This is a genomic window from Allosphingosinicella sp., assembly GCF_036402135.1.
Lineage (GTDB): Bacteria > Pseudomonadota > Alphaproteobacteria > Sphingomonadales > Sphingomonadaceae > Allosphingosinicella.
The window spans coordinates 60,277-84,555 of sequence record NZ_DASWTN010000029.1 but is presented as its reverse complement, the minus strand read 5'-3'; the positions used below and the strand labels follow the sequence as shown (position 1 = coordinate 84,555).

General features: G+C 63.9%; 22 protein-coding genes. 18 read left to right on the top strand and 4 right to left on the bottom strand.

Translation table 11 applies throughout. From position 1 onward, the window contains the following. Positions 1-57: 57 nt before the first annotated feature. A complete protein-coding gene (gene thrS, locus VGD10_RS08545) occupies positions 58-2,055 on the bottom strand; it encodes a threonine--tRNA ligase (protein ID WP_331040393.1) in 1,998 nt (665 codons plus the stop codon). A gap of 111 nt (positions 2,056-2,166) precedes the next feature. On the opposite strand from thrS, the gene VGD10_RS08540 reads away from it, so the two are divergent. From VGD10_RS08540 to VGD10_RS08505, 8 genes are read left to right on the top strand one after another with little or no spacing between them, the layout of a single operon-like run. Then, complete coding sequence (locus VGD10_RS08540; RefSeq protein WP_331040392.1) at positions 2,167-3,270, top strand: YjgN family protein; 1,104 nt, start codon at positions 2,167-2,169, stop codon at positions 3,268-3,270. Positions 3,271-3,273: 3 nt separating this feature from the next. After that, positions 3,274-4,314, top strand: a complete 1,041-nt coding sequence (locus VGD10_RS08535) for a M48 family metallopeptidase (RefSeq protein WP_331040391.1) — start codon at positions 3,274-3,276, stop codon at positions 4,312-4,314. A 44-nt stretch (positions 4,315-4,358) separates the two neighbouring features. Beyond that, entirely contained in the window at positions 4,359-5,102 is a 744-nt protein-coding gene (locus VGD10_RS08530; protein ID WP_331040390.1) for an alpha/beta hydrolase, read from the top strand. Beyond that, complete coding sequence (locus VGD10_RS08525) at positions 5,099-5,866, top strand: tetratricopeptide repeat protein (protein WP_331040389.1); 768 nt, start codon at positions 5,099-5,101, stop codon at positions 5,864-5,866. The genes VGD10_RS08530 and VGD10_RS08525 overlap by 4 nt, the downstream gene beginning before the upstream one ends. A gap of 39 nt (positions 5,867-5,905) precedes the next feature. Then, positions 5,906-6,322: a VOC family protein gene (locus VGD10_RS08520; RefSeq protein WP_331040388.1), complete on the top strand. Its 417-nt coding sequence runs from the start codon at positions 5,906-5,908 to the stop codon at positions 6,320-6,322. A 1-nt stretch (position 6,323) separates the two neighbouring features. Beyond that, the gene (locus VGD10_RS08515) at positions 6,324-6,731 is read left to right on the top strand and encodes a VOC family protein (RefSeq protein ID WP_331040387.1); all 408 of its coding nucleotides are present in this window, start codon (positions 6,324-6,326) and stop codon (positions 6,729-6,731) included. Next, positions 6,715-7,452: a hydroxyacylglutathione hydrolase gene (gloB, locus tag VGD10_RS08510; protein ID WP_331040386.1), complete on the top strand. Its 738-nt coding sequence runs from the start codon at positions 6,715-6,717 to the stop codon at positions 7,450-7,452. The genes VGD10_RS08515 and gloB overlap by 17 nt, the downstream gene beginning before the upstream one ends. Before the next feature lie 47 nt (positions 7,453-7,499). Then, positions 7,500-7,895, top strand: coding sequence for a hypothetical protein (locus VGD10_RS08505; RefSeq protein ID WP_331040385.1), 396 nt, complete (start codon positions 7,500-7,502; stop codon positions 7,893-7,895). Here the strand turns inward: VGD10_RS08505 and VGD10_RS08500 are convergent. Further along, positions 7,892-9,682, bottom strand: coding sequence for an AMP-dependent synthetase/ligase (locus VGD10_RS08500; RefSeq protein ID WP_331040384.1), 1,791 nt, complete (start codon positions 9,680-9,682; stop codon positions 7,892-7,894). The two genes, VGD10_RS08505 and VGD10_RS08500, sit on opposite strands and share 4 nt — an antisense overlap. A gap of 126 nt (positions 9,683-9,808) precedes the next feature. Between VGD10_RS08500 and VGD10_RS08495 the strand changes: the two genes are divergently transcribed. Continuing rightward, positions 9,809-11,512 carry a gamma-glutamyltransferase family protein gene (locus tag VGD10_RS08495; RefSeq protein ID WP_331040383.1) on the top strand — a complete coding sequence of 568 codons (1,704 nt, stop codon included), beginning with the start codon at positions 9,809-9,811 and terminating at the stop codon, positions 11,510-11,512. Here the strand turns inward: VGD10_RS08495 and VGD10_RS08490 are convergent. After that, the gene (locus VGD10_RS08490; RefSeq protein WP_331040382.1) at positions 11,509-12,546 is read right to left on the bottom strand and encodes a quinone-dependent dihydroorotate dehydrogenase; all 1,038 of its coding nucleotides are present in this window, start codon (positions 12,544-12,546) and stop codon (positions 11,509-11,511) included. The genes VGD10_RS08495 and VGD10_RS08490 overlap by 4 nt on opposite strands. 105 nt (positions 12,547-12,651) lie before the next feature. Between VGD10_RS08490 and VGD10_RS08485 the strand changes: the two genes are divergently transcribed. Next, entirely contained in the window at positions 12,652-14,499 is a 1,848-nt protein-coding gene (locus VGD10_RS08485) for a DUF885 domain-containing protein (protein WP_331040381.1), read from the top strand. Here the strand turns inward: VGD10_RS08485 and VGD10_RS08480 are convergent. After that, on the bottom strand, positions 14,496-14,951 hold the full coding sequence (locus tag VGD10_RS08480) for a hypothetical protein (protein ID WP_331040380.1): 456 nt from the start codon (positions 14,949-14,951) through the stop codon (positions 14,496-14,498). The two genes, VGD10_RS08485 and VGD10_RS08480, sit on opposite strands and share 4 nt — an antisense overlap. 100 nt (positions 14,952-15,051) lie before the next feature. Between VGD10_RS08480 and VGD10_RS08475 the strand changes: the two genes are divergently transcribed. The 8 genes from VGD10_RS08475 (at position 15,052) to VGD10_RS08440 (ending at position 24,271) form a co-directional block, all read left to right on the top strand. Beyond that, positions 15,052-15,465 carry an Rrf2 family transcriptional regulator gene (locus VGD10_RS08475; protein WP_331040379.1) on the top strand — a complete coding sequence of 138 codons (414 nt, stop codon included), beginning with the start codon at positions 15,052-15,054 and terminating at the stop codon, positions 15,463-15,465. Then, the gene (sufB, locus tag VGD10_RS08470) at positions 15,462-16,934 is read left to right on the top strand and encodes a Fe-S cluster assembly protein SufB (protein WP_331040378.1); all 1,473 of its coding nucleotides are present in this window, start codon (positions 15,462-15,464) and stop codon (positions 16,932-16,934) included. The genes VGD10_RS08475 and sufB overlap by 4 nt, the downstream gene beginning before the upstream one ends. A 403-nt stretch (positions 16,935-17,337) precedes the next feature. Beyond that, complete coding sequence (sufC, locus tag VGD10_RS08465; protein ID WP_331040377.1) at positions 17,338-18,081, top strand: Fe-S cluster assembly ATPase SufC; 744 nt, start codon at positions 17,338-17,340, stop codon at positions 18,079-18,081. 103 nt (positions 18,082-18,184) lie between these two features. Next, positions 18,185-19,267, top strand: coding sequence for a SufD family Fe-S cluster assembly protein (locus tag VGD10_RS08460; protein WP_331040376.1), 1,083 nt, complete (start codon positions 18,185-18,187; stop codon positions 19,265-19,267). Then, entirely contained in the window at positions 19,264-20,481 is a 1,218-nt protein-coding gene (locus tag VGD10_RS08455; RefSeq protein ID WP_414639514.1) for a cysteine desulfurase, read from the top strand. The genes VGD10_RS08460 and VGD10_RS08455 overlap by 4 nt, the downstream gene beginning before the upstream one ends. Further along, a complete protein-coding gene (locus VGD10_RS08450) occupies positions 20,478-20,933 on the top strand; it encodes an SUF system Fe-S cluster assembly protein (RefSeq protein WP_331040375.1) in 456 nt (151 codons plus the stop codon). Before VGD10_RS08455 ends, VGD10_RS08450 begins: the two co-directional genes overlap by 4 nt. Further along, complete coding sequence (locus VGD10_RS08445; RefSeq protein ID WP_331040374.1) at positions 20,933-21,292, top strand: iron-sulfur cluster assembly accessory protein; 360 nt, start codon at positions 20,933-20,935, stop codon at positions 21,290-21,292. The genes VGD10_RS08450 and VGD10_RS08445 overlap by 1 nt, the downstream gene beginning before the upstream one ends. A gap of 195 nt (positions 21,293-21,487) precedes the next feature. Further along, complete coding sequence (locus VGD10_RS08440; protein ID WP_331040373.1) at positions 21,488-24,271, top strand: TonB-dependent receptor; 2,784 nt, start codon at positions 21,488-21,490, stop codon at positions 24,269-24,271. The last annotated feature ends 8 nt before the right edge of the window (positions 24,272-24,279 follow it).

The following is a 24,279-nucleotide window of genomic DNA, read 5'->3' as shown; positions in this document are numbered from 1 at the left end:
TGCGGGCGGGACGAGCCGCCGCTTTTTAGCCGATTGTTGCGGATCAGCCGCGAGCGCTCAGCGCAGGTCGGGAGGCAGAGCTTCCGCCTTGAGGCGCTCGATCAGAGCGTCCAGCGGCAGCACTTCCTGTCTTGCATCCGTGCCGAGCGGGCGAAGCGCAATCGTCCGCTCCTCCGCTTCGCGCTTGCCCACGATGAGCAGGTTGGGGACCTTGGCGAGGCTGTGCTCGCGCACCTTGTAGTTGATCTTCTCGTTGCGGAGATCAGCTTCGGCGCGGAGGCCCGCGGCGGTCAGCGCCTCCACCACTTCGCGCGCATAATCGTCGGCATCGGACACGATCGTCGCCACCACCGCCTGCACCGGCGCGAGCCAGGCGGGCAGCTTGCCGGCGAAATGCTCGATCAGGATGCCGATGAACCGCTCGTAGGAGCCGAAGATCGCGCGGTGTAGCATGATCGGGCGGTGCCGCTCGCCATCCTCACCAACATAGGAGGCGTCGAGCCGTTCCGGCAGCACGCGGTCCGACTGGATCGTGCCGACCTGCCAGGTGCGGCCGATCGCGTCCGTCAGATGCCATTCGAGCTTCGGCGCGTAGAATGCGCCTTCGCCCGGTAGCTCCTCCCAGCCATATTCCGGCGTTGCGAGCCCCGCCTCTATGACGGCATTCCGAAGCTCCGCCTCCGCCTTGTCCCAATCGGCGTCGGAACCGAAGCGCTTCTCCGGCCGGAGCGCCAGCTTGATCGCGTAGGTAAAGCCGAAATCCTTGTAGATGCGGTCGGCGAGCGCGCAGAAGGCGCGTACTTCGTCCACAATCTGGTCCTCGCGGCAGAAGATGTGCGCATCGTCCTGCGTGAACTGGCGGACGCGCATGAGGCCGTGGAGGGCGCCGTGCGGCTCGTTCCGGTGGCAGGTGCCGTTCTCGTAGAGCCGGAGCGGCAGGTCGCGGTACGACTTGATGCCCTGGCGGAAGATCAGGACGTGCGCCGGGCAGTTCATGGGCTTCAGCGCCATCCACTCCGCGTCGTTGGAAACGATCGGCCCCTCATCCTCGGTGTTCGGCACCTCGTCGGGAATGACAAACATATTCTCGCGATATTTGCCCCAGTGGCCGGACTGCTCCCACTGGTGCGCGTCCATCACCTGCGGCGTCTTCACCTCACGATAGCCAGCGGCGTCGATCGCGCGCCGCATATAGGCTTCGAGCGCCCGCCAGATGAGGTAGCCCTTGGGATGCCAGAAGATCGATCCGTGCGCTTCCTGCTGAAGGTGGAATAGGTTCATTTCCTGTCCGAGCTTCCGGTGGTCGCGCTTCGCCGCTTCCTCGAGCCGCGTCAGATGCGCGTCGAGCTGCTTCTTGTTGAGCCAGCCCGTCCCGTAGATGCGGGACAGCATCGCGTTCTTCTGGTCGCCGCGCCAGTAAGCGCCGGACACGCGCGTCAGCTTGAACGCCTGCGGGTCGAGCTTGCCCGTCGATGCCATGTGGGGCCCGCGGCAAAGATCCATCCACTTGCCGGAACGGTACATGGTGATCGGCTCGCCTTCGGGCAGCTCCATCACCCATTCCGCCTTGAACGTCTCGCCCGTCTCCTCGAAGAACTTCCGCACGTCCTCGCGCGACCACACCTCTCGGATCAGCGGCTCGTCGCGCGCGATGACGCGGCGCATCTCCTCCTCGATCATGGGAAGGTCTTCGTCCGTGAACGGTCCCCGCTCCGGGTTCGGCGCGAAGTCGTAATAGAAACCGTCCTCGGTGGCCGGGCCGAAGGTGATCTGCGTGCCGGGGAACAGGTTCTGCACCGCCTCCGCAAGCACATGCGCATAATCGTGCCGCGCAAGCTCAAGCGCATCCGCTTCGTCGCGGGAGGTGATCAGCGCCAGCTCGGCATCCCCCTCCAGCGGCCGATTGAGATCCCGCACCTCGCCATTGACGCGCGCCGCTAGCGCCGCCTTGGCAAGCCCCGGCCCTATCGCCGCCGCGATGTCGCCGGGCGTAGTGCCTTCCGGCACCTCGCGCAGGGAGCCGTCAGGAAGGGTGATCTTGAACATCGCGGACATAGAAGGGGCATGTAGCGCCCGGTGCGGCGGCGGCAAGAGGGGCTGCATAAGGAAAGCGGCTTGCGCTCCGCCGCCTGCCGTTGCAGGCTTGCCGAAAAGGGGGAGTATCAAATGAATGATATGTCGGAGATTTCCGGCGCGCGCGATGCGTCCGGAAGCGCTTTCACGTTTACGGGGCAGTGGCGTGAGTTCCTGCCGATCGCTTTAACGAACCTAGCGCTCACCATCGTGACGCTCGGCATATATCGTTTCTGGGCGAAGGCGCGGGAGCGCCGCTATCTGTGGAGCCGCACCCGTTTCATCGACGATACGCTCGAGTGGACCGGCACGGGCAAGGAGATGTTCTTCGGCTTCCTCATCGTGATGGCGGTGGTCGTGCCGGCGCTGCTCGTCCTGAATTTCGGCCTGGAAGCACTGATCCTTCGCGGCGAGTTCTTGGCTGCGGGCGTAATTGGCTTCGCTCTCTATGCGGGCCTCTTCTACCTCTATCACGTCGCCCGTTTCCGCGCGCTTCGCTATCAGCTCAGCCGAACCTTCTGGCACGGCATCCGGGGCGGCAGCGACAATCCCGGCTGGGCCTATGGCCTGTCCGGGGTCTGGCGGTTCGCAGTCGGCTTCGTGACGCTCGGCCTGCTAATCCCCTGGGCTATGACCCGGCTCTGGAACGAGCGCTGGGGCAGCATGAGCTTCGGCCCGCACCCCTTCCATGCGGAAGCGTCTTCGGAAGGGCTGATGGGACGCTGGCTGCTCATCTATCTCGCGCCCGTCCTGGGCGTCATTCTGATGGGCGCCCTCGGCTTTGCCGGCGCAGCAGCAGGATCGGTAAGCGGAAGCGAGGACGGAATGGCCATGGGCGCCGTCGCCGCGATCTTCTTCGGGGCCATCCTCTTCTACGTCCTCCTCCTGATCCTCAGCCTCAGCTTCTACGCGCTTTTCTACCGCCATGTCGTCGACGCGACCTCCGTGGCCGGGGTGGATCTCCGGTTCACAGCGCGCACTAAGGACTGGCTGAAGCTCATCCTCGGCAACATCGCCCTCGTCGTCGTCACCTTGGGCGTCGGCCTTCTCTTCATCTCCTATCGGAACTGGTCGTTCCTGGTTTGTCATATGGAGGCGGCGGGCGTGGTCGATCTGGACGTACTGACCCAGACGACGACTAGGGCGCCGACGGACGCGGAAGGTCTGGCGGACGCTTTCGACTTCGGCGCCATCTGACCAATGGTGGAAGGTTGGCTGTATGATGGGCGGAGCGCCGTCAGGCGCTCCGTTACCGTTGCCGCTGCTGGCTCGTCGCTCCGCGTCGAAAACGACGGCGGCGACAGCTTCGAAGTATTTCCTGCCGACCTCGTCCATATCGAAAGCCGGGGAGACATAGAAGTCTACGGCAGGTCCGACATTCCCGGTTGGCGGCTCGGGCTGCCCAACACCGCCGGGCAAGAGGTGGCGGCGCGGCTTCCGGCAAGGCAGGTCTATGGCGGGTTCATCGACCGGATAGGCCTGCCCAAAGCGCTCGCCGCAGGCGCTTTGGTATCGGCCCTGATCCTCTTCGTCGGCTACAGTTCGCCGGCCTGGCTCGCGCCGCTCGTTCCGATGCACGTCGAGAAGAAGATCGGTAATGCCCTCGTCGGCGATTTCGGCGGAGAATATTGCGTCGGAGCCGGCGGTCAGGAGGCACTGAACAAGCTTGCGGCAAGGCTCAGCCCGCGGGCGGGTGAGCTCAATATACGTGTCGTCAACATCAAGATGGTCAACGCCGCGGCTCTTCCCGGCGGCAACATCGTCATCTTCCGCGAACTGATCAGCGAGGCGGACGGGCCCGACGAGGTGGCGGGCGTACTTGGCCACGAGATCGCCCACGTCGAGGAACGCCATGTGACGGAGGGCATGATCCGGCACCTCGGCTTCGGCATGATTGTCGCACTTTTCGGCGGCAGCACCGGCGCCAACGCGGACATGCTGTTGGCGGCGGGTTACAGCCGCGGCGCTGAGCGGGAGGCCGACGAGCGCGCGATCGAGGCGCTGAAAAGGGCCAACATATCGCCCGCGGCGACTGCCAAATTCTTCGAGCGCCTCGGCGAGCATGAGGAGAAGCTCGGCCGCATCGGTGACGGCCTCGAATATCTCTCAACCCACCCGATGTCGCAGAGCCGGGAAAAGCTTTTCAAGGATGCCGAGGTGAAGGGAGCGACCTATCAGCCGTCGCTCAGCCGCGACGAATGGGAGGCGCTGTTCAGCATCTGCCATAACAAGCCTGCCTGAGCGATCCTCGCTCCTGCCCCTCGGCCATGCTAAGGCCCCGCGCGATGAGTGACCTTCCCTTTGTCGAAGCCGCCGACGGCTGCCGCCTTGCCTATCGCTATCGGCCGGGACGCGGGCCCGCGATCCTGTTCCTTCCGGGCTATATGTCCGACATGGAGGGCGGGAAGGCAACCGCGCTCGATGCCTGGGCCGCATCCGAAGGCCGGGCGATGCTGCGGTTCGACTATCGCGGGTGCGGCGCGTCCACGGGTGAGTTCGAAGCGCAGAGCCTCGCCAACTGGCGGGACGACGTGCTGCTGATGCTGGACGAGATGCTTGATGGGGAGCCGGCGGTGCTGGTCGGCTCGTCCATGGGCGGCTGGCTGATGCTGCTGGCGGCGCTTGCCCGTCCCGAGCAGGTGAAAGGCCTGGTCGGTATTGCCGCGGCGCCCGACTTCACCAGCTGGGGCTTCACCCCCGAACAGAAGATGACGATCCTACAGGAGGGGCGGCTCGAGGAGCCGTCGCCTTATGGCGATGCCCCCTACGTCACCACCCGCACCTTCTGGGAAAGCGGCGAAGCGCTTCGCGTCCTTTTCGGTGAGATCGGCATCGATTGTCCGGTGCGGCTCCTCCACGGCCAGAAAGACGAGGACGTGCCCTGGACTTGGGCTTTGGACCTGATGGGCAAGCTCTGTTCAGCCGATGTGCAGGCGACCTTCGTCAAGGACGGCGACCACCGCCTGTCGCGGGACGGCGACATCGCCCTCCTCATCGCGACCGTGAAGGGACTGCTGGAGGTCTTGTGATTTCATTCCTGCTGGCGCTTGCCGCCGCCGCTCAGGCCGCTCCCCAAGGGGAGGAGGCGCAGTTCAAGGCCTGTGCTGCTCTCGTCAAAAGCGATCCGCAAAAGGCGCTCTCAACGGCCAATGAATGGCGCATCAAGGGCGGCGGCATCGTCGCCCGCCAGTGCCTCGGCCTTGCCTATGTCGAACTCGGCCGCTGGGCGCCTGCCGCCGTTTCGTTCGAACAGGCGGCGCGCGATGCAGAAAGGGCGAACGACCCGCGCCGCGCCGATTTCTGGGTGCAGTCGGGCAATGCCTGGCTCGCCGCGGAAGACGGCGCGAAGGCGAAGACGGCGTTCGATGCCGCGCTCGCGACCAACGCGCTCAGCTCTGAGCTCCGCGGCGAGGTCCATCTCGACCGGGCCCGCGCAGCCGTCGCGACGGGCGATCTCAAATCTGCCCGCACCGATATCGACCGCGCCCTGCAATTGGTCGCGAAGGACCCGTTCGCCTGGTATCTTTCCGCCGGCCTCGCGCTTCGGGAAGGCAATATGGCCAAGGCCAATGCCGATATCGGCAAGGCGGTCGAACTGGCGCCCGACAATGCCGACGTGCTCCTCTATGCGGGCACCATCGCCGGCACGTCCGGCGACATCGCTTCTGCCAAAGATTATTACGTCAAGGTGGTGAAGATCGCGCCGGGAACCGATGCGGCCAAATCGGCGCAAGCCGCGCTCGATGCCGCGGCAGAGCCGCCCGAGCCCGTTGAAGCCGAGGAAGAAGAATAGCGGCTGGAACAGCCGTCGCCGGTCACCCATATTACCGGCATGAAATATCTTCACACCATGATCCGCGTCTCGGACCCGGACGAGACGATCCGCTTTTTCAACCTTCTCGGCCTCCGCGAGCTGCGGCGGATGGACAATCAGCAAGGCCGCTTCACCCTCATTTTCCTGGCCCCCCCCGGCGACGAGCAGGCGCAGGTGGAACTCACCCACAACTGGGATGAAAAAGGCTATGAGGGCGGCCGCAATTTCGGCCATCTCGCCTATCGCGTCGATAATATCTACGAGACCTGTCAGGGATTGATGGACGCCGGCGTCACCATCAACCGCCCACCGCGCGACGGCCACATGGCTTTCGTGCGGACCCCCGACAATATCTCCATAGAATTGCTGCAGGCCGGCGATGCCCTGCCGCCGCAGGAACCCTGGGCCTCGATGCCGAACACGGGTACATGGTAGGATGCCGGGGCTGCTCCTCAACATCGACGTGCCGAACATTGCCGCAGGAGAGGCTTTTTACACCCAGGCGCTGGGGCTGACAGTCGGACGCAGGTTCGACAAGGATTTCATCGAGCTTCTGGGAAGCGATGCGCCCATCTATCTTCTCCGGAAGGAGGAGGGGACCAGCATCGGCCCAGAAGGCGGCGATACGCGCCGCTACGATCGTCACTGGACTCCCGTCCACCCGGACTTCGTCGTCGAGGACATTGAGGCCGCAACACGTCGCGCCGTTGCCGCGGGTGCGGTGCAGGAGGGTGAGACTCGTGAGGCGCCCTACGGCAAGCTGGCCATGTTCGCGGATCCGTTCGGCAACGGCTTCTGCCTGATCGAGTTCAATGCGGAGGGTTACGATGCCCTCCTCGCTTGAGATTGTCCGCATCCCCGCGCTTAGCGACAATTATATCTGGCTGGTGCACGAGCCAGTCTCGGGCGAAACCATGGTCATCGATCCTGCCGTCGCCGAGCCGGTGCTCGCCGAGGCGGAGGCGCGTGGCTGGAAGATCACCCAGATCTGGAACACGCATTGGCATCCCGACCACACCGGCGGCAACGCGGCTATCAAGGAAACGACCGGCTGCCACATCACCGGCCCGGCCGCCGAAGCCGCACGCATCCCGACGCTCGACCGGCGGGTGGGGGAGGGCGACCGCGTCACCCTCGGAGGCGTGGAGGCGGAGGTGCTGGAGGTGCCGGCGCATACCGCCGGGCACATTGCCTATCATCTGCCGTCCGAAGAGGTCGTGTTCGTCGGCGACACCCTGTTCGCCATGGGCTGCGGCCGCCTGTTCGAAGGCACGGCGGAGCAGATGCATACGAACCTACAGCGGCTTTCTAAGCTGCCGCCGGAAACTCGCGTCTATTGCGCGCATGAATATACGCTCTCCAACGCCCGCTTCGCCGTTACCATGGAGCCCGACAATCAGGCTCTGCTGGAGCGGGTGGCGGCGGTGGAGGCGGCGCGCGCGCTCGGCCAGGCGACCGTGCCGACCACGATCGCGCTCGAACGGGCCACTAATCCATTTATGCGCGTTTCATCGGCTGAGGAGCTTGCGGAGCGGCGGATCGCGAAGGATAGTTTCAAAGCTTGAGGGGCTGAGTCTGACCGGCGGATGCGTTCGCCAAATGGAGGTTCGAAATGAAAAAGCTTCTCGCTCTCACCGCCGCCGCAGTCGCTGCCTGCGCACCGACGACACCCGTCGAACTTACCGCCCGGGAACAGGGTGAGTTGAACGAAGCACTCCGCGGCCGCGTCGCAGGCACTCCGGTAAACTGCGTTCAGACGCGAGACCTTCTCGGCAACAGGTCCGTCGGGGAGGGTGTAATCCTCTTCGAGGGACGCGGCGGCGTGGTTTACGTGAACCGACCGGCAGCCGGATGCCCAAAGATCGATTCCGGCCGGGCTCTTGTCACCCGCACCACCAGCACCCAGCTTTGCCGCGGCGATATCGCCACTGTGGTCGACCCGGTTGCGGGTTTCACCTACGGCGGCTGCGGCCTCGGCGACTTCGTGCCCTACCGGCGAACCAACTAGCGTTTGTAGAGCGCGTCCAGCCGCTCGCCGTAAACCTGCTTCAGGACGTGGCGCCTGATCTTGATCGACGGCGTCAGCTGCTCGTTCTCAACGGTGAACGGCTCGTCCGCGATGATGAAGCGGCGCACTTTCTCGATCACCGAAAGCTCGGCATTCACCCGGTCAACGGCGGCGGATAGCCCCCGCATGTAATCCGGATCGGTGCGGAGATTGGCGAAGTTGCAGCCGCGCCGGTTCCGGGCGCAGAATTCCTGCGTCCATTCGGGATCGGGGACGATCAGGCCGACCAAATAAGGCCGCTTGTCGCCCATCACCATCGCCTGCACGATCTCGGGCTGCAGCGTCAGCATGCCCTCAACCTTCTGCGGCGCGACATTGTCGCCCTTGTCGAGGACGATGATGTCCTTCTTCCGGTCGGTGATGACGATGCGACCCGCCTCGTCGATATGGCCGACGTCGCCGGTATGGAGCCAGTCGTCCACCACCGTCTTCTCTGTCAGCGCCTCGTTCCGCCAATAGCCCTTCATGACCAGCTCGCCGCGGACCAGTATCTCGCCGTCCTCGGCGATCCTGACTTCGGTATTCTTCAGCGGCGGCCCCACCGTGTCCATCTTGATTCCGGCCTTGGGCCGATTGCAGCTGATCACCGGAGCCGCCTCGGTCTGGCCATATCCCTGCAGCAGGGTGAGGCCCATCGAATGGAAGAAGATACCGACTTCCGGATTGAGCGGCGCGCCGCCCGAAACCATCGCCTTGATCCGCCCGCCGAACCGCTTCGCCACCTTCGGCCGCAGCGTGCGGCCGAGGATGAAGTCCATCGGCCGGTCGACCAGCTTCATCTGGCCGGCATAGTCTCTGGCGCCGATTTGAAGTGCCCGGTCGAGCAGGTAATTGGTAAGCCGCCCCTGCTTCTCGACCTGCTTCAGAATACGCTGGCGGAGCACCTCGAACAGGCGCGGCACGACGACCATCAGCGTCGGACGCACCTCCTCGATATTGGAAGCGAGCTTCTCGAGCCCTTCCGAATAATAGATCTGCCCGCCGAGCGCGATCGGGAAGAATTGTCCGCCGGTATGCTCATAGGCGTGGCTTGCCGGAAGGAAGGACAGGAAGATCTCGTCGTCCCAGCCGAAGTCATTGGCGATGACGTCGATGCAGCCTTCGACATTGTGGAGGATGGCGCCGTGATGCTGCATCACGCCGCGTGGCGCCCCGCCGGTTCCGCTCGTGTAGATGATGCAGGCAAGCGCGTCGCGGCCGAAGGTTGCGCCGTCCGCGCAGGCCTGAACGTCCGCCTTCTCGCCCGCGATCAGCTGCTTCCAGTCGTGGAACTGGACGTTGCTCGCCTGTTCCCAGCGAATAGGCTCGATGCCGATCACATGCTCGCAGCCCGACGTGCGCTGCGCAGCCTTCAGCAGGGGCGCCGCGAGCTTGGCGGTGGAGACGATCACCGCCCGTGCGCCGCTGTCGTCCAGGATATGCTGGTGATCGCGCTCGGTATTGGTGGTGTACGTCGGGACGGTGACGCAGCCCGCCGCCATGATGGCGAGGTCGGAGATGCACCATTCCGGCCGGTTCTCCGACACCAGCATCACATTGTCGCCGGGGCGAAGGCCGATCCGCTTCAGCGCCGCCGCGAGCGAGGCCACCTGCTCCGCCGCCTCGCGCCAGCTTGTCGAAACCCATTTCCCGTCCCGCTTCGCCCACAGGAACGGCTTGTCCCCCATCTTGCGGGCGCGCGTGAAGAACATCGTGACCAGATTCGAAAAGCGTTCGAATTCGCGCATCCACTCTCCCCCGCCGCGCGACTTTTCCGCGTCGGCAGCCTTCCTTAGCTTCCGCCCTGCCGCGGCGCCAGTATTCTGAAGGTTGAGGACGTAGACGCCACCCAGTTCATGATTTAACCGCAGGGGATGCAACTCATTCGTGCCCTTCTGTCGATCGTGGCCGCGATCAGCGTCACGTCCTGCGCTCGCCCTCCTCTCGCAGGCACCCCTCAGCCGAAGCGGGCACAATATTTCGTGGTGGCGGCCAATCCGCTTGCCACGGAAGCGGGCTTAGCGGTTCTGCGGCGCGGCGGCAGTGCGGTGGATGCCGCGATTGCCGTTCAGGCGATGCTTTCGCTCGTGGAGCCACAAAGCTCCGGACTGGGCGGTGGCGCCTTCCTCAACTACTACGATGCCGGCAGCCGCCAGATCATCATATATGATGGCCGGGAAACTGCGCCGGCTGGTGCGCGCGAGGACATGTTCCTCGATGCCTCAGGGACAGCGCTGCCGATTGATCAGGCGATGCTCAGTGGCCGCGCAACGGGCGTGCCCGGCGCGGTTCGAATGCTGAAACTGGCGCATGAAGAGCATGGCAAGCTTCGCTGGAGCTCGCTGTTCGGCGATGCCGAGCGGACGGCGGAGCAGGGTTTCGTGGTCACGCCGCGCCTTTCCCGTTTTGTAAACGGCTCGGGTCCGCAAGCGGCTGCACCCGACGCGCGCGCTTATTTCAGGGAAGCGGACGGGACGCTCATAGAGGTGGGTGACCGGCTCCGCAATCCGGCCTATGCCGAGTTTCTGCGGCGCCTTGCCGCCGAAGGGCCTGATGCGATGTATCGGGGCCAGACGGCGGAGCGGATTGTCGCCCGGACCCGCGCGGGGCCGCTCGGCGGCACGATGACGATGGCCGACCTCGCCGCTTACCGGCCGGTGAAGCGGGAGCCGCTATGCCGCACCTACCGGGTACATCTCCTTTGCGTACCGCCGCCGCCGTCGAGCGGCGTCGGCCTCCTTCAGCTCATGGCCATTCTCGAGCGGACGGATATCTCCGAACGCGGTCCCAACGATCCGCAGGCATGGTTCATCTTCGCCGAAGCAAGCCGGATCATGTATGCAGACCGCGACCGCTACGTCGGAGACGTGCCTGTGCCGGTGCATGGCCTCCTTGATCCTTCTTACGTCGCGGGCCGAGCAGCCCTCATTGGTGAGCGAGCCGGCGCACCGCCAGTGGCGGGCCGGCCTCAAGGCGCCGTTGCCGCGGCCGCCGATCGGACGCTGGAGCCTGCTGGCACTTCTCACTTCGTCGTCGGGGACGCGCAAGGAAATGTGGTTTCAATGACCACGACAGTGGAGTCGCTGTTCGGTTCAGGTCGGATGGTGGACGGCTTCTTCCTCAACAACCAGATGACCGATTTCACGCTCCAGCCGCGCGATGCGGAAGGACGCCTTTCGGTTAACGCCGTTGCGCCGGGCAAGCGACCGCGCTCGTCCATGACGCCAGTCATAATACTCACCGATGATCGCGACTTTGTAGGCGCATTCGGCTCGGCAGGCGGCAACGCCATTCTGGCCTATGTCGCTAAGTCCTTAGTCGGAGCACTCGACTGGAATTTGTCAGCGCAAGAGGCTCTGTCGCTCCCGAACCTCGTAGCGCGGGGAAGCAACTTCAACGGCGAGGTGACCAAGTTCCCGCCACAGGTTCTGGAGGGGTTGCGCGCTCGGGGCATCGAACTGAGGCCAGGGCAAGGGGAGGATTCCGGTCTTCATGGAATGATGATCCGCAACGGCCGCTTCGACGGCGGCGCGGATCCGAGACGCGAAGGGGTCGCGAAGGCTGAGCCGGCCGGTTAGGCCTCAATGCCGACAGCCTCGGCGATGTTGCTGAACCCGTCGCGGTCCAGAAGGCTGCGAAGCTCGCCAGCGATCATGCGGGCAAGCGCTGGCCCCTGATAGACGAGGGCCGAATAAAGCTGCACCAGAGACGCACCGGCCTTGATCCTGTCATAGGCATCGACCCCATTCTCGATCCCGCCCGTAGCGATCAGCGGCAATGCGCCGCCGGTCGCGCGCCGGAAGTCGCGAAGCCGCTCAAGCGCAAGCGCCTTCAGCGGCGCTCCGGAAAGCCCGCCAGCCTCGTCGCGCTGACGTGATCGAAGCGGCGGCCGCGAAATGGTGGTGTTGGACACGATCAACGCATCGATCCGCCGCTCCATCGCCACGGCCACAATGTCGTCGATGTCTGCGCGCTCCAGATCGGGCGCCAGCTTCAGGAACACCGGCGGCCCCTCCGCCCCCCGCGCGTCCATCACCGCCGCCAGCAGAGCGTCCAGCGCACCCTTGTCCTGTAGCGCCCGAAGCCCCGGCGTGTTGGGCGAAGAGATATTGACAGTAAGATAATCCGCCACCGGGGCCATGGTCCGCACGCCTGCCACATAATCGGCGATGCGGTCCTCGCTGTCCTTGTTGGCCCCAATATTGACGCCAACGATGCCGCGGCTCCGCTTCCGTTTCGACAGCCGCGTCTTGGCTGGATCTAGGCCCCCATTGTTGAAGCCCATGCGGTTGATCACCGCCCGGTCCTCGGCAAGTCGGAACAGGCGAGGCTTCGAATTGCCCTCCTGCGGCAGCGGCGTCAGCGTGCCCACTTCGGTAAAGCCGAAGCCGAGTTCCAGCATCTGCCGGAACACTTCGGCATTTTTGTCGAACCCAGCGGCGAGTCCGACCGGGTTGGGGAAATCCAGTCCCGCCACCTGGATGGAAAGCTTCGGGTCCGCCTCAGGCCCCGATAGCGCCGGAAGCAGCTTAAGCGCCTTCAGCGTAAGTCCATGCGCCCGCTCCGCATCCAAGGCGAAAACCAACGGCCGGAGCATGGGATAGACAGGCATGGCCGCGCCTATGGCACCGGCGCCTAGCCGGGTCAAAAGCCGCTTCTTGCCTCCCGCCGCTTTGCCTCTACGGTATCGCTAACGACTTCATGAGGATTCCCCCCGATGCTCCGTTCGCTCCTGCTCGCTTCCACCATCCTCATCGTCGGCTGCGCCACCTATGAAGCCGCGCCCGTCGCCGCCGTCCCCGCTTCCGAAGCGGCGCCTGCACCTGCCGCGACGGTCGAGCGCAACGCCGAACTCGCGGCCTTCTTCGAAGCTTATGACAAGGCCGAACTTGCTCTGTCGCCGCTCGCCAAGGCCTATCGAGGCATCAAGGATCAGGATTATGGCAAGTGGGACGAATATACCGACGCGGCCGCCGAGGAATCGCGCCAGCTAGACCTTCGCACTCTCGCCGAAATGCGCAGCCGTTTCGACCGCGCCTCGCTCTCGCCGGAAGACCAACTCAGCTACGACATTTTCGAGAACCGCGTTGCGCGCAGCGAGGCGATCTGGCCGTTCCGCAAGAACGCCTATGTCTTCGACCAGATGAACGGCGCCCAGAGCGAGGGGCCCGCCTTCCTCATCAACATCCACCGCGTCGACAATCTCGCCGATGCCGAAGCCTATGTGTCGCGGCTGCAGACGCTCGACACCTATCTCGACCAGGCGATCGCCGAAGCCCGCGACCGGCAGGCGAAAGGCGTGCTGCCGCCGCGGTGGGTCTTCCCCTATGTCATTGACGATGCCCGCAACATCATCAGCGGCGCGCCTTACGGCCCTGGCGCGGACAGTGCCCTTTTCGCCGACTTCAAGGAAAAGGTGAACAAGCTCGACATCGCGCCCGCGGAAAAGACGCGCCTTATTAACGCTGGCCGTACTGCGCTCGTCGAGGAGGTAAAGCCCGCCTATCAGCGCCTCATCGCGCTGATGGAGGAACAGCAGAAGGCAGCCGGCACCGACGACGGCATCTGGCGGTTCCAGAATGGCGCCGACCAATATTCGGCGCTGCTCCGCTACTACACCACCACCGGCATGAATGCCGAGCAGATCCATACGCTCGGCCTCCAGCAGGTCGCCCGCATCCACGACGAAATGCGCGCCATCATGCGTCAGGTCGGCTTCACCGGCACACTGCAGCAATTCTTCGAGAAAATGCGCACCGACAAGCAATTCTACTTTCCGAACACCGATGCCGGGCGGCAGGCCTATCTGGACCAAACGCAGCAGTTCAATCGCGAGATGGAGGCTCTGCTGCCGCAATATTTCGGCACCACGCCGAAGTCGCCGCTGGTCGTGAAGAGAGTCGAGGCGTTCCGCGAGAAATCTGCAGGCAAGGCCTTCTATCAGAGCCCGGCGCCGGACGGCTCCCGCCCCGGCACCTATTACGTCAATCTCTACGACATGAACGACATGCCCGCGACCGAGATCGAGGCGCTTTTCTATCACGAGGGCATTCCCGGCCACCACCTTCAGCGTGCGGTGCAGACGGAGCTTGGCGGCAAGGTGCCGCCGTTCCGCCAGTTCGGCGGCTTCACGGCTTATTCTGAAGGCTGGGGTCTTTACTCGGAGCGGCTCGGCAAGGACATGGGCCAGTATAAGGACCCGTATCGCGACTTCGGCCGGCTCCAGCTCGAGCTTCACCGCGCCATTCGCCTCGTCGTCGATTCAGGCCTTCACCACAAAAGATGGACCCGCGAACAGGCGATCAAATATGTCGAGGACAATTCGGCCGACGCCAGGGGCGGTATCGTCAAGGCGATCGAACGTTATGTCGTCTATCCGGGTCAGGCGACGGCTTACATGGTCGGCAAGCTGAAGATCGAGGAGCTGCGCGAACGGGCGCGCACCCGCCTCGGCGACCGCTTCGACATCAAGGGCTTCCACGATGCGGTCCTGCTTTCGGGGCCCGTGCCTCTCGACATATTGGAGCGGAACGTCGACGCCTGGATCGCGCGGCAGGCCGGCTAAGCTTCCCAGCCGAGCACGAAGTCCCGCAGCGCGCGCGCATCGTGCAGCGCGTTGTGGGGCACGGCGCTGTTCTGCGCGGTCGAAAAGCCGGGATTGCGGAGCAGCTCGAAGCGAAGGCCGCCGACTTCGGCCATGTCTCCAGGCTTTGTGACCAGCAGGTGGCAGAAATAGCCGATGTCATCCGGCCAGTCGGCAACGATCACTGGATCGGGATCGCCTGCGAGATAGCGGGCGATCTCCTCGGCTGCAGCCCGCCTCGTCGTCTCGCCGCCGAGCACCCCGAGCGGCACCGAGTTGAGATACGGCACCACATGCCGCTCCACCCAGGGATGCAGCGCCTCCGGGAGCGGCAGGACGGCATAATAATCCTGGTCGCCATATTCGGGCACCAAAGCGAGGCTGATCAGCTCGCCGCCGAAGCCGTTGAATTCCGTGTCCAGGAAATAGCGCATTTAGGCTCGCATAGCGTCACTTTCGCCGAGAGGCGACGGGTTGATTTCGGCTCCTCAAGCGCCCACATGCGCAATCGGAACGAATCGATCCGATTAGAAGATGCGCCTGACCTCCCTTGCCGACTATGCGGTCGTAATGATGGCCGCCGCAGCCCGTCACCCGGCGGGCGAGCGGCTGACCGCGTCCAATCTGGCCGAGGAGACCGGCGTGCCGCTGCCTACCGCGCAGAAATTGATGGGGCGGCTCGCCTCGGCCGGCCTCCTCACCTCGGCGCGGGGCACCGGCGGCGGCTTCCGCATGGCGCGGGAGGCGAAGGGCATCAGCCTCGCCGACATTATCGAGGCGGTCGAAGGGCCGATCGCGATGACCAATTGCATCGAGGGCGCGGCACATGATTGCGTTTTAGAGGGCAGCTGCCGCGTGAAGCCGCACCTCAATGCCGTCAATTTCGCTGTCCGGGGCGCGCTTCAGGGCGTCAGCCTCGCCAGCCTGTCTCAAGGTGTTTCGAAGTGAGTGAAGTCCGCAACAAAGAGGCCCAGGAAGCCGCCGACCGCGCCTCCACCTACGAATGGGGCTTCTCCTCCGACATCGAGCAGGAGTTCGCGCCGAAGGGCCTGAGCGAAGACACCGTCCGTTTCATCTCCGCCAAGAAGGGTGAGCCGGAATGGATGCTCGAATGGCGCCTCAAGGCCTATCGCGCCTGGCTTGAGATGGAGGAAGTGAGCTGGGCCAAGCTCGACATCCCGACCATCGATTTCCAGGACGCTTATTATTACGCCGAGCCCAAGCAGAAGCCGAAGCTCGGCTCGCTCGACGAAGTCGATCCGGAAATCCTTCGCGTCTACGAAAAGCTCGGCATTCCGATCGAGGAGCAGAAGGTGCTCGCAGGCGTCGAAGGCGCCCGCAAGGTCGCCGTGGACGCCGTGTTCGACAGCGTCTCCGTCGCCACCACCTTCCGCGCGGAGCTGGAGAAAGCGGGGGTCATTTTCCGCTCTATTTCCGAGGCCATCCGCGAATATCCGGAACTGGTCCGGAAGTACCTCGGCAGCGTTGTGCCGCAGCGCGACAATTACTTCGCCTGTCTCAACAGCGCCGTCTTCTCCGACGGCACCTTCGTCTACATTCCGGAGGGCGTCCGCTGCCCGATGGAGCTATCCACCTATTTCCGCATCAACGCGGAGAATACCGGCCAGTTCGAACGCACCCTCATCGTGGCCGACAAGGGCAGCTACGTCTCCTACCTCGAAGGCTGCACCGCGCCGATGCGGGACGAGAACCAGCTCCATGCCGCAGTGGTCGAACTCTTCGCGCATGAGGATGCGGAGATTAAATATTCCACCGTCCAGAACTGGTATCCGGGCGACGCGGAAGGCAAAGGCGGCATCTACAATTTCGTCACCAAGCGCGCGCTCTGCTCGGGCGACCGGTCGAAGGTGAGCTGGACGCAGGTCGAGACCGGCTCCGCCATCACCTGGAAATATCCGTCCTGCATCCTGAAAGGCGAGGGCAGTGTCGGCGAATTCTATTCGGTCGCGCTCACCAACAATATGCAGCAGGCCGATACCGGCACGAAGATGGTGCATATCGGCAAGAATAGCCGCTCGACTATTGTGTCGAAGGGCATCAGCGCCGGCCGCTCCAACAACACCTACCGCGGCCTCGTCCGGGTGAACGCCGGCGCGGAAAACGTCCGCAACTTCACCCAGTGCGATAGCCTGCTGCTCGGCGACAAATGCGGCGCCCACACCGTCCCCTATATCGAGGTGAAGAACCCGTCTGCCCAAATCGAGCATGAGGCCACCACCTCCAAGATCAGCGACGACCAGCTCTTCTACGCCATGCAGCGCGGCCTCAACACCGAGGATGCAGTGGCCCTCATCGTCAACGGTTTCGCAAGAGAAGTGCTCCAGCAGCTCCCCATGGAGTTCGCTGTGGAGGCGCAGAAGCTCTTGGGAATCAGTTTGGAGGGGAGCGTAGGATGAGACATTTATTGGTTCTGGGAGGCTCCCTAAGCCTCACCTTTATGGCTGCGCCAACGGTGGGAGCTGTTCAGTCACCGGAGACAAGTTCGGGTCTTGCGGGCTACGCGAATTGCGTAAGTCACCTACTCGCTGTCGATGCTGATGGAGGGGGCAGCGCTGGCGAAGTTCTCGGTCGCATGGTGAAAAGGTGCTCCGCAGAGAAAGCTGCCGCACGGCGGGAGTTGCTCGGCGAGCTACCGGAGATAGTTAATACACATCAGGGTGACTTGCCCAAAGGTGAGGCCGTCGATCTCCTTTTTCGCGAAATAGAGGCTCGGTATCGGGAAGCTCTCGAAGCAGCCTATAACTCATCTGAAGTTTCGTCCGAACCAGAAACAGTTGCTTCACAACCAGAGTGATCGCGATGTTGAGTATTAACAACCTTTACGCCGAAGTTGACGGCAAGCAGATCCTCAACGGGCTGACGCTCAGCGTCGGCGCGGGGGAGGTGCACGCGATCATGGGGCCGAACGGCGCGGGCAAGTCGACGCTCGGCTATGTGCTCGGCGGCCGCCCCGGTTATGAAGTGACCGAAGGCTCCATCACCTTCGACGGCCGCGACCTGCTTGAAATGGAAGCGGATGAGCGTGCCGCCGCAGGCCTGTTCCTTGGCTTCCAATATCCGGTCGAAATACCCGGCGTCTCCAATGTCCAGTTCCTCCGCACCGCGCTTAACGCCCAGCGCCGCGCCCGCGGCGAGGATGAGGTCAGCGCGGGCGATTTCCTGCGGCTTTCGAAGGCGCAGGGCGAGGCGCTCGGCGTGTCGATGGACATGTTGAAGCGGCCGGTGAATGTCGGCTTTTCGGGCGGCGAGAAGAAGCGGAACGAGATGGTGCAGATGGGGATCATCGATCCCAAGCTGGCCGTGCTCGACGAAACGGACAGCGGCCTCGACATCGACGCGCTCCGCGTCGTTGGCGACGGCATCAACCGCATCATGCGGAAACCCGACAAGGCGGTGCTGCTCATCACCCACTATCAGCGCCTGCTCGACATCGTCCGGCCGGATTTCGTCCATGTGCTCGCCGAAGGCCGCATTACTCGCTCCGGCGGGCCGGAACTCGCGCTGGAGCTCGAGCGCCAGGGCTATGGAGCGGTGGCGGCGTGAGCATGGAGACCTCGATCCTCCGCCCCGGAGGAAGGCGGCGCGCGCAGCGCCTCCACGATTGCATTTTCCTACACACCGCCCGGGATGCTGAGGTGGCGGCCTGATGCTGCTCGACCTCCCCTCGAACCGCGAAGAAGGCTGGCGCTGGAGCGACCTGTCGGCGCTTCCGAAATGGGCGGAAGTTCACGGAAAAGGTGCCGCACCCCATGCACTTCGTGAACTTCCGTGGATCGAATGCGGCCGCGAGGGGCCGCGCCTGCTGTTCGTTGATGGGAAGCTTTCGGTAGAAAGCACGCTTGGCCCGATTCAAATCGCTCCGCTTGCGGGCGAACATGGCCATGCGCTCGCCGGTCATGCCGACGGCGAGGGCTGGAGCCTCAAGCTCGGCCGCGATCATGCGCCGCAGGGGCTGGTGCAGATCGTCCATGTCACCACCGGCGCTGCCGACCACCTTCCATCAGAGATCGCGCTCGATACCGATGCGCAGGCAAGCATCGTCGAAACCTTTATCGGCGAAGGCTGGACCAACCGGCTGACCCGTATCCGGCTAGCCAAAGCTGCGCGGCTGATGCTCCACCGCCGTGTCCTTGGCGATGCCGGCTTCGTCAGCTTCACGGATCGCGCCGACGTGGGCGAGGGCGCGAGCCTCGTCTCGGTCGCGGCTGCCGCTGGCGCCCGCGACACCCGTTTCGACGGTAGCATCAGCCTCACCGGCGAAGGTGCCTATGCCGAAGTTGCCGGCGCGTTACTCGCCCGCGAACGCCAGCGGCACGATGCCAACCTCGTCCTCCGCCACGAAGCGCCGAACGGCACCAGCCGACAGGTCTGGCGCTCGGTTGCGGCGGACAAATCTACCTGCTCCGTCGCCGCCCGCGTCGAGGTCGCGCGCGGGGCGCAAAAGACGGACGGCGAACAATCGCTTAAAGGTCTGCTGCTCGACCGAGGCGCTACGATCAACGCCAAGCCGGAACTGGAAATCTTCGCCGACGACGTGAAATGCGCGCACGGCGCCACCGTCGGCGAGCTAGACCGCAACGCGCTCTTCTACCTCGCCAGCCGCGGCGTTCCGCGGCAGGAAGCGCGTGCGCTCCTGACTCAAGCTTTCGTCGCCGACGCCACCGCCCGCATCGGCGAAGAGGCGGTGCGGGAAGCGTTCGAAGCCGATGTCATGAAGTGGTTCGGATGATGGACGCGATCGTCTCCACCCGGCCGCTCGACCTCGTCGCCGACTTCCCGGCCATTCCGGAAGGCTGGGCCTATCTCGACACCGCCGCCACCGCGCAGAAGCCAGCGCAAGTGATCGATGCGATCGCCCACGCCTATTCCGAAACCTACGCGACCGTGCACCGCGGCGTCTATCAGCGATCGGCCGAAATGACGCTCGCTTTCGAAGCCGCGCGCCGGCGTGTCGGGCAGTTCATCGGCGCCAATGCGCCGGAAGAAGTGATCTTCGTCCGCGGCGCGACCGAGGGCATCAACCTCGTCGCGCAAAGCTGGGGCGGCGCCTTCCTGAAGCCCGGCGACCGCATCATGCTGTCGGTGCTGGAGCATCATTCGAACATAGTCCCCTGGCAGCTGATCGCCGAGCGGGCGGGCGCGGAAATTGACGTCGCCCCGCTGACCGAAGACGGCCGGATCGATCTCGACGCCATGGCCGGGATGCTGACCGATCGGCACAAGCTGGTCGCGCTCGCCCACGTCTCCAACGTGCTCGGCTCCGTCCTTGACGCTCGCCGCGCCGCGAAGCTCGCGCATGATGCCGGCGCGCTGCTCCTCCTCGACGGCTGCCAGGCGGTGCCGCGAATGCCGATCGATGTTCAGGCGCTCGGCTGCGACTTCTACGTCTTCTCCGGCCACAAGCTTTACGGCCCCACCGGCATCGGCGTCCTCTGGGGACGCGCCGATCTGCTGGACGCGATGCCGCCGTGGCAGGGCGGCGGCGCCATGATCGACAAGGTGAGCTTTTCCGGCACAACCTTCGCCCCGCCGCCTGCTCGCTTCGAAGCGGGGACGCCGCATGTGGTGGGCGTGCTCGGCCTTCACGCTGCGGTCGATTACGTCACCGGCATCGGCCTCGACGCCATTGCCGCGCATGAAGAGGCGCTGGTGCGCGAGGCGCGGTCCGCGCTTTCGGCCATGAACAGCGTTCGCCTGCTGGGGCCGGAAGACAGCGCCGGCATCGTCAGCTTCGCAGTTGAGGGGGTGCATCCGCACGATGTCGGCACCATATTGGATGAGAGCAGGGTCGCGATCCGCGCGGGTCATCACTGCGCCCAGCCCCTGATGGAGCATCTCGGGCTCGACGCGACGGCCCGGGCAAGCTTCGGCGTCTATAATGGCAGGAAGGATGTCGAGGCCCTGGTCCGCGGCATCGAGCGAGTGACGAGAATCTTCGGATGAATGAAGAACGCAAGATCGAGATCGAAGAGGTCGACGAAGCGGTGAAGCCGCCGAAGGCGCGCGTGGCCGAGACTTTCGAGCGCAAGAAGGACTATCTTGCCGGCTTCCTGGCGCAGAAGCCCGCGGAAGCCTCGCCTGCAGAGCCGGGCGGTGATCTCTATGAAGCAGTGATCGACGCGCTGAAGGAAATCTACGATCCCGAGATCCCGGTCAACATCTACGACCTCGGTCTCATCTACGACGTGCAGATCAGCCCTGAGAACCATGCCAAGGTGCTGATGACGCTGACCACGCCGCATTGCCCTGTCGCGGAGTCCATGCCCGGCGAAGTCGAGCTCCGCGTCGGCGCTGTCCCTGGCGTCGGCGATGCCGAGGTCGAACTGGTCTGGGATCCCCCCTGGGACCCGCAGAAGATGAGCGACGAAGCCAAGCTCGAATTGGGAATGCTGTGATGAACGCCGAGACCAAAACCCGCGCCCGTCCCGCAGCATTGACGCTCACGCCGGCCGCCGAAGCGCGCATCGCTGCGCTGATGGCGAAGGCGCCTGAAGGCACGGTCGGCGTCAAGCTTTCGACGCCGCGTCGCGGCTGCTCCGGGCTCGCCTATTCGGTCGATTATGTGAGCGACGAGAAGCCGTTCGACGAAAAGATCGAGACGTCGGGCGGTACCTTCTATGTCGATGGCGCCTCCATCCTCTATCTGATCGGCAGCCGCATGGACTGGGTGGAAGACGATTTCACCGCCGGCTTTGTGTTCGAAAACCCCAATGCTAAGGGCGCATGCGGCTGCGGTGAGAGCTTCACGGTTTAGACGGGCTTTGGCCGCTTCTCAGCCGCGCCAGCTTTCCGTAACGGCATCGGAAAGCTTGGTTTTCTTCTGCAACTAAAATGTTGCTGAAATGCAATGATTTTGCTGCGACAGGCGGGAATCTGCGGATTTCGGCTGGTCGACCCCTCCGCTTTTCATTAGCCTCTTACGCAAACGTAAAGCGAGGTGGAGGGGTTTATGTCTAAGAAGCTTTGGTTGATGTCGGCTGGCGTCCTTGCACTCGCCATGCCCGCTTATGCGCAGGACAATACCAGCCCGCCGCCGAGCCCTCCCGAAAGCCCGACCGAGCAGGCTGAGGTTCAGGATGATGGCGCGGGTGAAGAGATCGTCGTCACCGCGCAGGGCCGCCAGCAGGTCCTTCAGGATGTGCCGCTCGCCGTTTCTGCGGTTTCGGCCGAACTACTCCAGAATAGCGGCGCGACCGACATTCGTGCTCTGAACCAGCTTGCACCGTCTCTTCTCGTTTCCTCGACGGGCACCGAAGCGAACGGCTCCGCCCGTATCCGCGGCATCGGCACCGTCGGCGACAATCCTGGCCTTGAAAGCTCGGTCGCCGTCTTCATCGACGGCGTTTATCGCTCGCGTACGGGCGTGGGCCTCAACGAGCTCGGCGAGATCGAGCGGATCGAGGTGCTGCGTGGCCCTCAAGGCACGCTCTTCGGCCGCAACGCCTCGGCCGGCCTCATCCATATCATCAGCAAGAAGCCGAACCTCAACGAGACCGAAGGCTATGGCGAGCTGACGATCGGTAATTACGACATGCGCCGTATTGCCGCCGGCATCACCGGCCCGATCGGCGAGGGCACGCTCGGCTACCGGGTCGACGGCGTCTACATGAAGCGTGACGGCTTCTATAAGGTCGACAATCCGCAGGGCGGCACCGAAGAACGTGTCAACGACCGTGACCGCTTCTTCCTGCGCGGCCAGCTCATGTACGAGCCGACCGCCGATCTCTCGATCCGCCTCATCGGCGACTACACCAAGCGCGACGAATCCTGCTGCGGCGCCGTTTATACGGAAATCCGCGAAAGCTTCGATCCGACGCCGGATGCGACGCCCAACACAAACACGGACGGACAGGTAAGCTTCCGCGACAATCGCATCGCCGACGTTCTGCGCAGCCTCGGCGAAACGTTCCCGTCAGCGGACGATCCCTACAGCCGCGTGATCAGCGTCAGCCCCGGCCGCACCTATCGGAACGAAACCAACGATTGGGGCCTGTCGGGTCAGGTGGATTGGGACCTCGGCTTCGGCAGCCTCACCTCCATTACCGCCTATCGTGACTATAAATCCGGCGGTGCTGGCGATGTCGATTACAGCCGCGTCGATATCCTGGCTCGTCCTGACGACGGCAACTCCTTCCGCGCCTTCGAGACTTTCAGCCAGGAACTCCGGCTGCAGGGTTCTGCCTTCAACGACCGGCTCGATTGGTTGGTCGGCGGCTATTACGCCAACGAAGACCTGCACGTCGCCGACAACCTTCAGTTCGGCTCGCAATATGGCGCCTTCGCCGCATGCCGCATTATCGCTACGGTGAATCCCGCTGCGGTGCTCCGCAACCCGGCTAATCCGGGCTGCCTCAGCACGGCCGGCCGCGCTGCACTATCCGCGCAGCTTGCGCCGCTCGGGCCCGCAGGCGCTGCGATCCTCGCGGGCATCGATCGCCTCAGCACTGTCAACAATGTCGGCGATAATCGTGCGGATTACTATCAGAACAGCAAGAATTGGGCGCTGTTCACGCACAACATCATCAATATCACCGACCAGCTGAGCCTTACGCTCGGCGCGCGCTATACGAGTGAGAGCAAGGACTTCAATGCCGATTTCAACAACACCAACACCATCTGTCCGACGCAGCAGGCGGCGCTCGGACCGTTGCTTGGCAACGCCCTTATTCCCGCTTCGACGCGGGAGCTGATTGGCGGCATCATCACCCTCACCTGTGTCGGCAATTCCAGCTCGTCGCTCAACAACCTGGACCTGCAAAGTGACCGAGACGAGGATGAGATCACTGGAACGGTGGTTCTCTCGTACAAGCCGAACCCCGATGCTCTGCTCTATGCCAGCTATTCCAAGGGCTACAAGGCAGGCGGCTTCAACCTGGACCGTTCGGATCTGGGCTCTGCACTCTTCCCGCGGAGCAACGCCGATGCGGCAAATCTCCAGTTTGCCGCTGAAAAGGTGGATGCCTATGAAATCGGCGCGAAGATCAGCGGCCCTCAGGGCCTCACCTTCAACATTGCGGCCTTCCGACAGGAGTTTTCGGATTTCCAGCTGAACACGTTCAACGGCACGGTATTCATCGTCCAGAACATCAACAGCTGCGGGACCGACCTCAACGGGGCGGATCGCGATGCGTCGGGGACCACCGGCACCTGCGATCCCGACGATGTTGAACCCGGCGTGCTCTCGCAGGGTATCGAGCTCGAAATCACGGGCTCGCCGATGCGGAACCTCCGGCTCACCGGCGGCTACACTTATGCCGATACTAAGTATCGCAAGAACCTAATCGGCAGCTCGACTGGTGAAGCGCTGGACCCGGCGCTGTTCCTGCTGTCCGGCGACAATCTGTCCAATGCACCGGAGCATGTGCTCACCGGCTCGTTCGCCTATACGCCGCCGATTGGTGCAAGCGGGCTTTCCGGCCTGCTCTATGTCGACGGCCGCTACACCTCCGCTTTCAACACCGGCTCTGACCTGTTCCCGGAGAAGGAGCAGGAAGCGTTCTTCCTGATGAACGCACGCGTCGGCGTTCGTGGGCCGGACGATCGCTGGGCGGTGGAGCTCTGGGCGCAGAACCTGCTGGACGAGGATTATCAGCAGGTAGCGTTCAACACGCCGGTCCAAGGCGCTCGCAGCCGTGCGCAGGTTCAGGCGTTCGGCGGCGTCGGCAACCAGCTCTTCTCGAGCTTCCTTGCCGAGCCGCGGACTTACGGCCTCACGCTTCGCGGTCGATTCTAAGTCGCGAG

Coding starts and splice junctions, on each gene's coding strand:
- VGD10_RS08450 (WP_331040375.1), top strand. CDS start 20,478: ATGAATGAAGAACGCAAGATCGAGATCGAAGAGGTCGACGAAGCGGTG.
- VGD10_RS08505 (WP_331040385.1), top strand. CDS start 7,500: ATGAAAAAGCTTCTCGCTCTCACCGCCGCCGCAGTCGCTGCCTGCGCA.
- VGD10_RS08460 (WP_331040376.1), top strand. CDS start 18,185: ATGCTGCTCGACCTCCCCTCGAACCGCGAAGAAGGCTGGCGCTGGAGC.
- VGD10_RS08500 (WP_331040384.1), bottom strand. CDS start 9,682: ATGCGCGAATTCGAACGCTTTTCGAATCTGGTCACGATGTTCTTCACG.
- VGD10_RS08535 (WP_331040391.1), top strand. CDS start 3,274: ATGGTGGAAGGTTGGCTGTATGATGGGCGGAGCGCCGTCAGGCGCTCC.
- VGD10_RS08490 (WP_331040382.1), bottom strand. CDS start 12,546: ATGCCTGTCTATCCCATGCTCCGGCCGTTGGTTTTCGCCTTGGATGCG.
- VGD10_RS08530 (WP_331040390.1), top strand. CDS start 4,359: ATGAGTGACCTTCCCTTTGTCGAAGCCGCCGACGGCTGCCGCCTTGCC.
- VGD10_RS08540 (WP_331040392.1), top strand. CDS start 2,167: ATGAATGATATGTCGGAGATTTCCGGCGCGCGCGATGCGTCCGGAAGC.
- VGD10_RS08440 (WP_331040373.1), top strand. CDS start 21,488: ATGTCTAAGAAGCTTTGGTTGATGTCGGCTGGCGTCCTTGCACTCGCC.
- VGD10_RS08485 (WP_331040381.1), top strand. CDS start 12,652: ATGCTCCGTTCGCTCCTGCTCGCTTCCACCATCCTCATCGTCGGCTGC.
- thrS (WP_331040393.1), bottom strand. CDS start 2,055: ATGTCCGCGATGTTCAAGATCACCCTTCCTGACGGCTCCCTGCGCGAG.
- VGD10_RS08475 (WP_331040379.1), top strand. CDS start 15,052: ATGCGCCTGACCTCCCTTGCCGACTATGCGGTCGTAATGATGGCCGCC.
- VGD10_RS08495 (WP_331040383.1), top strand. CDS start 9,809: ATGCAACTCATTCGTGCCCTTCTGTCGATCGTGGCCGCGATCAGCGTC.
- VGD10_RS08445 (WP_331040374.1), top strand. CDS start 20,933: ATGAACGCCGAGACCAAAACCCGCGCCCGTCCCGCAGCATTGACGCTC.
- VGD10_RS08480 (WP_331040380.1), bottom strand. CDS start 14,951: ATGCGCTATTTCCTGGACACGGAATTCAACGGCTTCGGCGGCGAGCTG.
- sufC (WP_331040377.1), top strand. CDS start 17,338: ATGTTGAGTATTAACAACCTTTACGCCGAAGTTGACGGCAAGCAGATC.
- gloB (WP_331040386.1), top strand. CDS start 6,715: ATGCCCTCCTCGCTTGAGATTGTCCGCATCCCCGCGCTTAGCGACAAT.
- VGD10_RS08520 (WP_331040388.1), top strand. CDS start 5,906: ATGAAATATCTTCACACCATGATCCGCGTCTCGGACCCGGACGAGACG.
- VGD10_RS08455 (WP_414639514.1), top strand. CDS start 19,264: ATGATGGACGCGATCGTCTCCACCCGGCCGCTCGACCTCGTCGCCGAC.
- VGD10_RS08515 (WP_331040387.1), top strand. CDS start 6,324: ATGCCGGGGCTGCTCCTCAACATCGACGTGCCGAACATTGCCGCAGGA.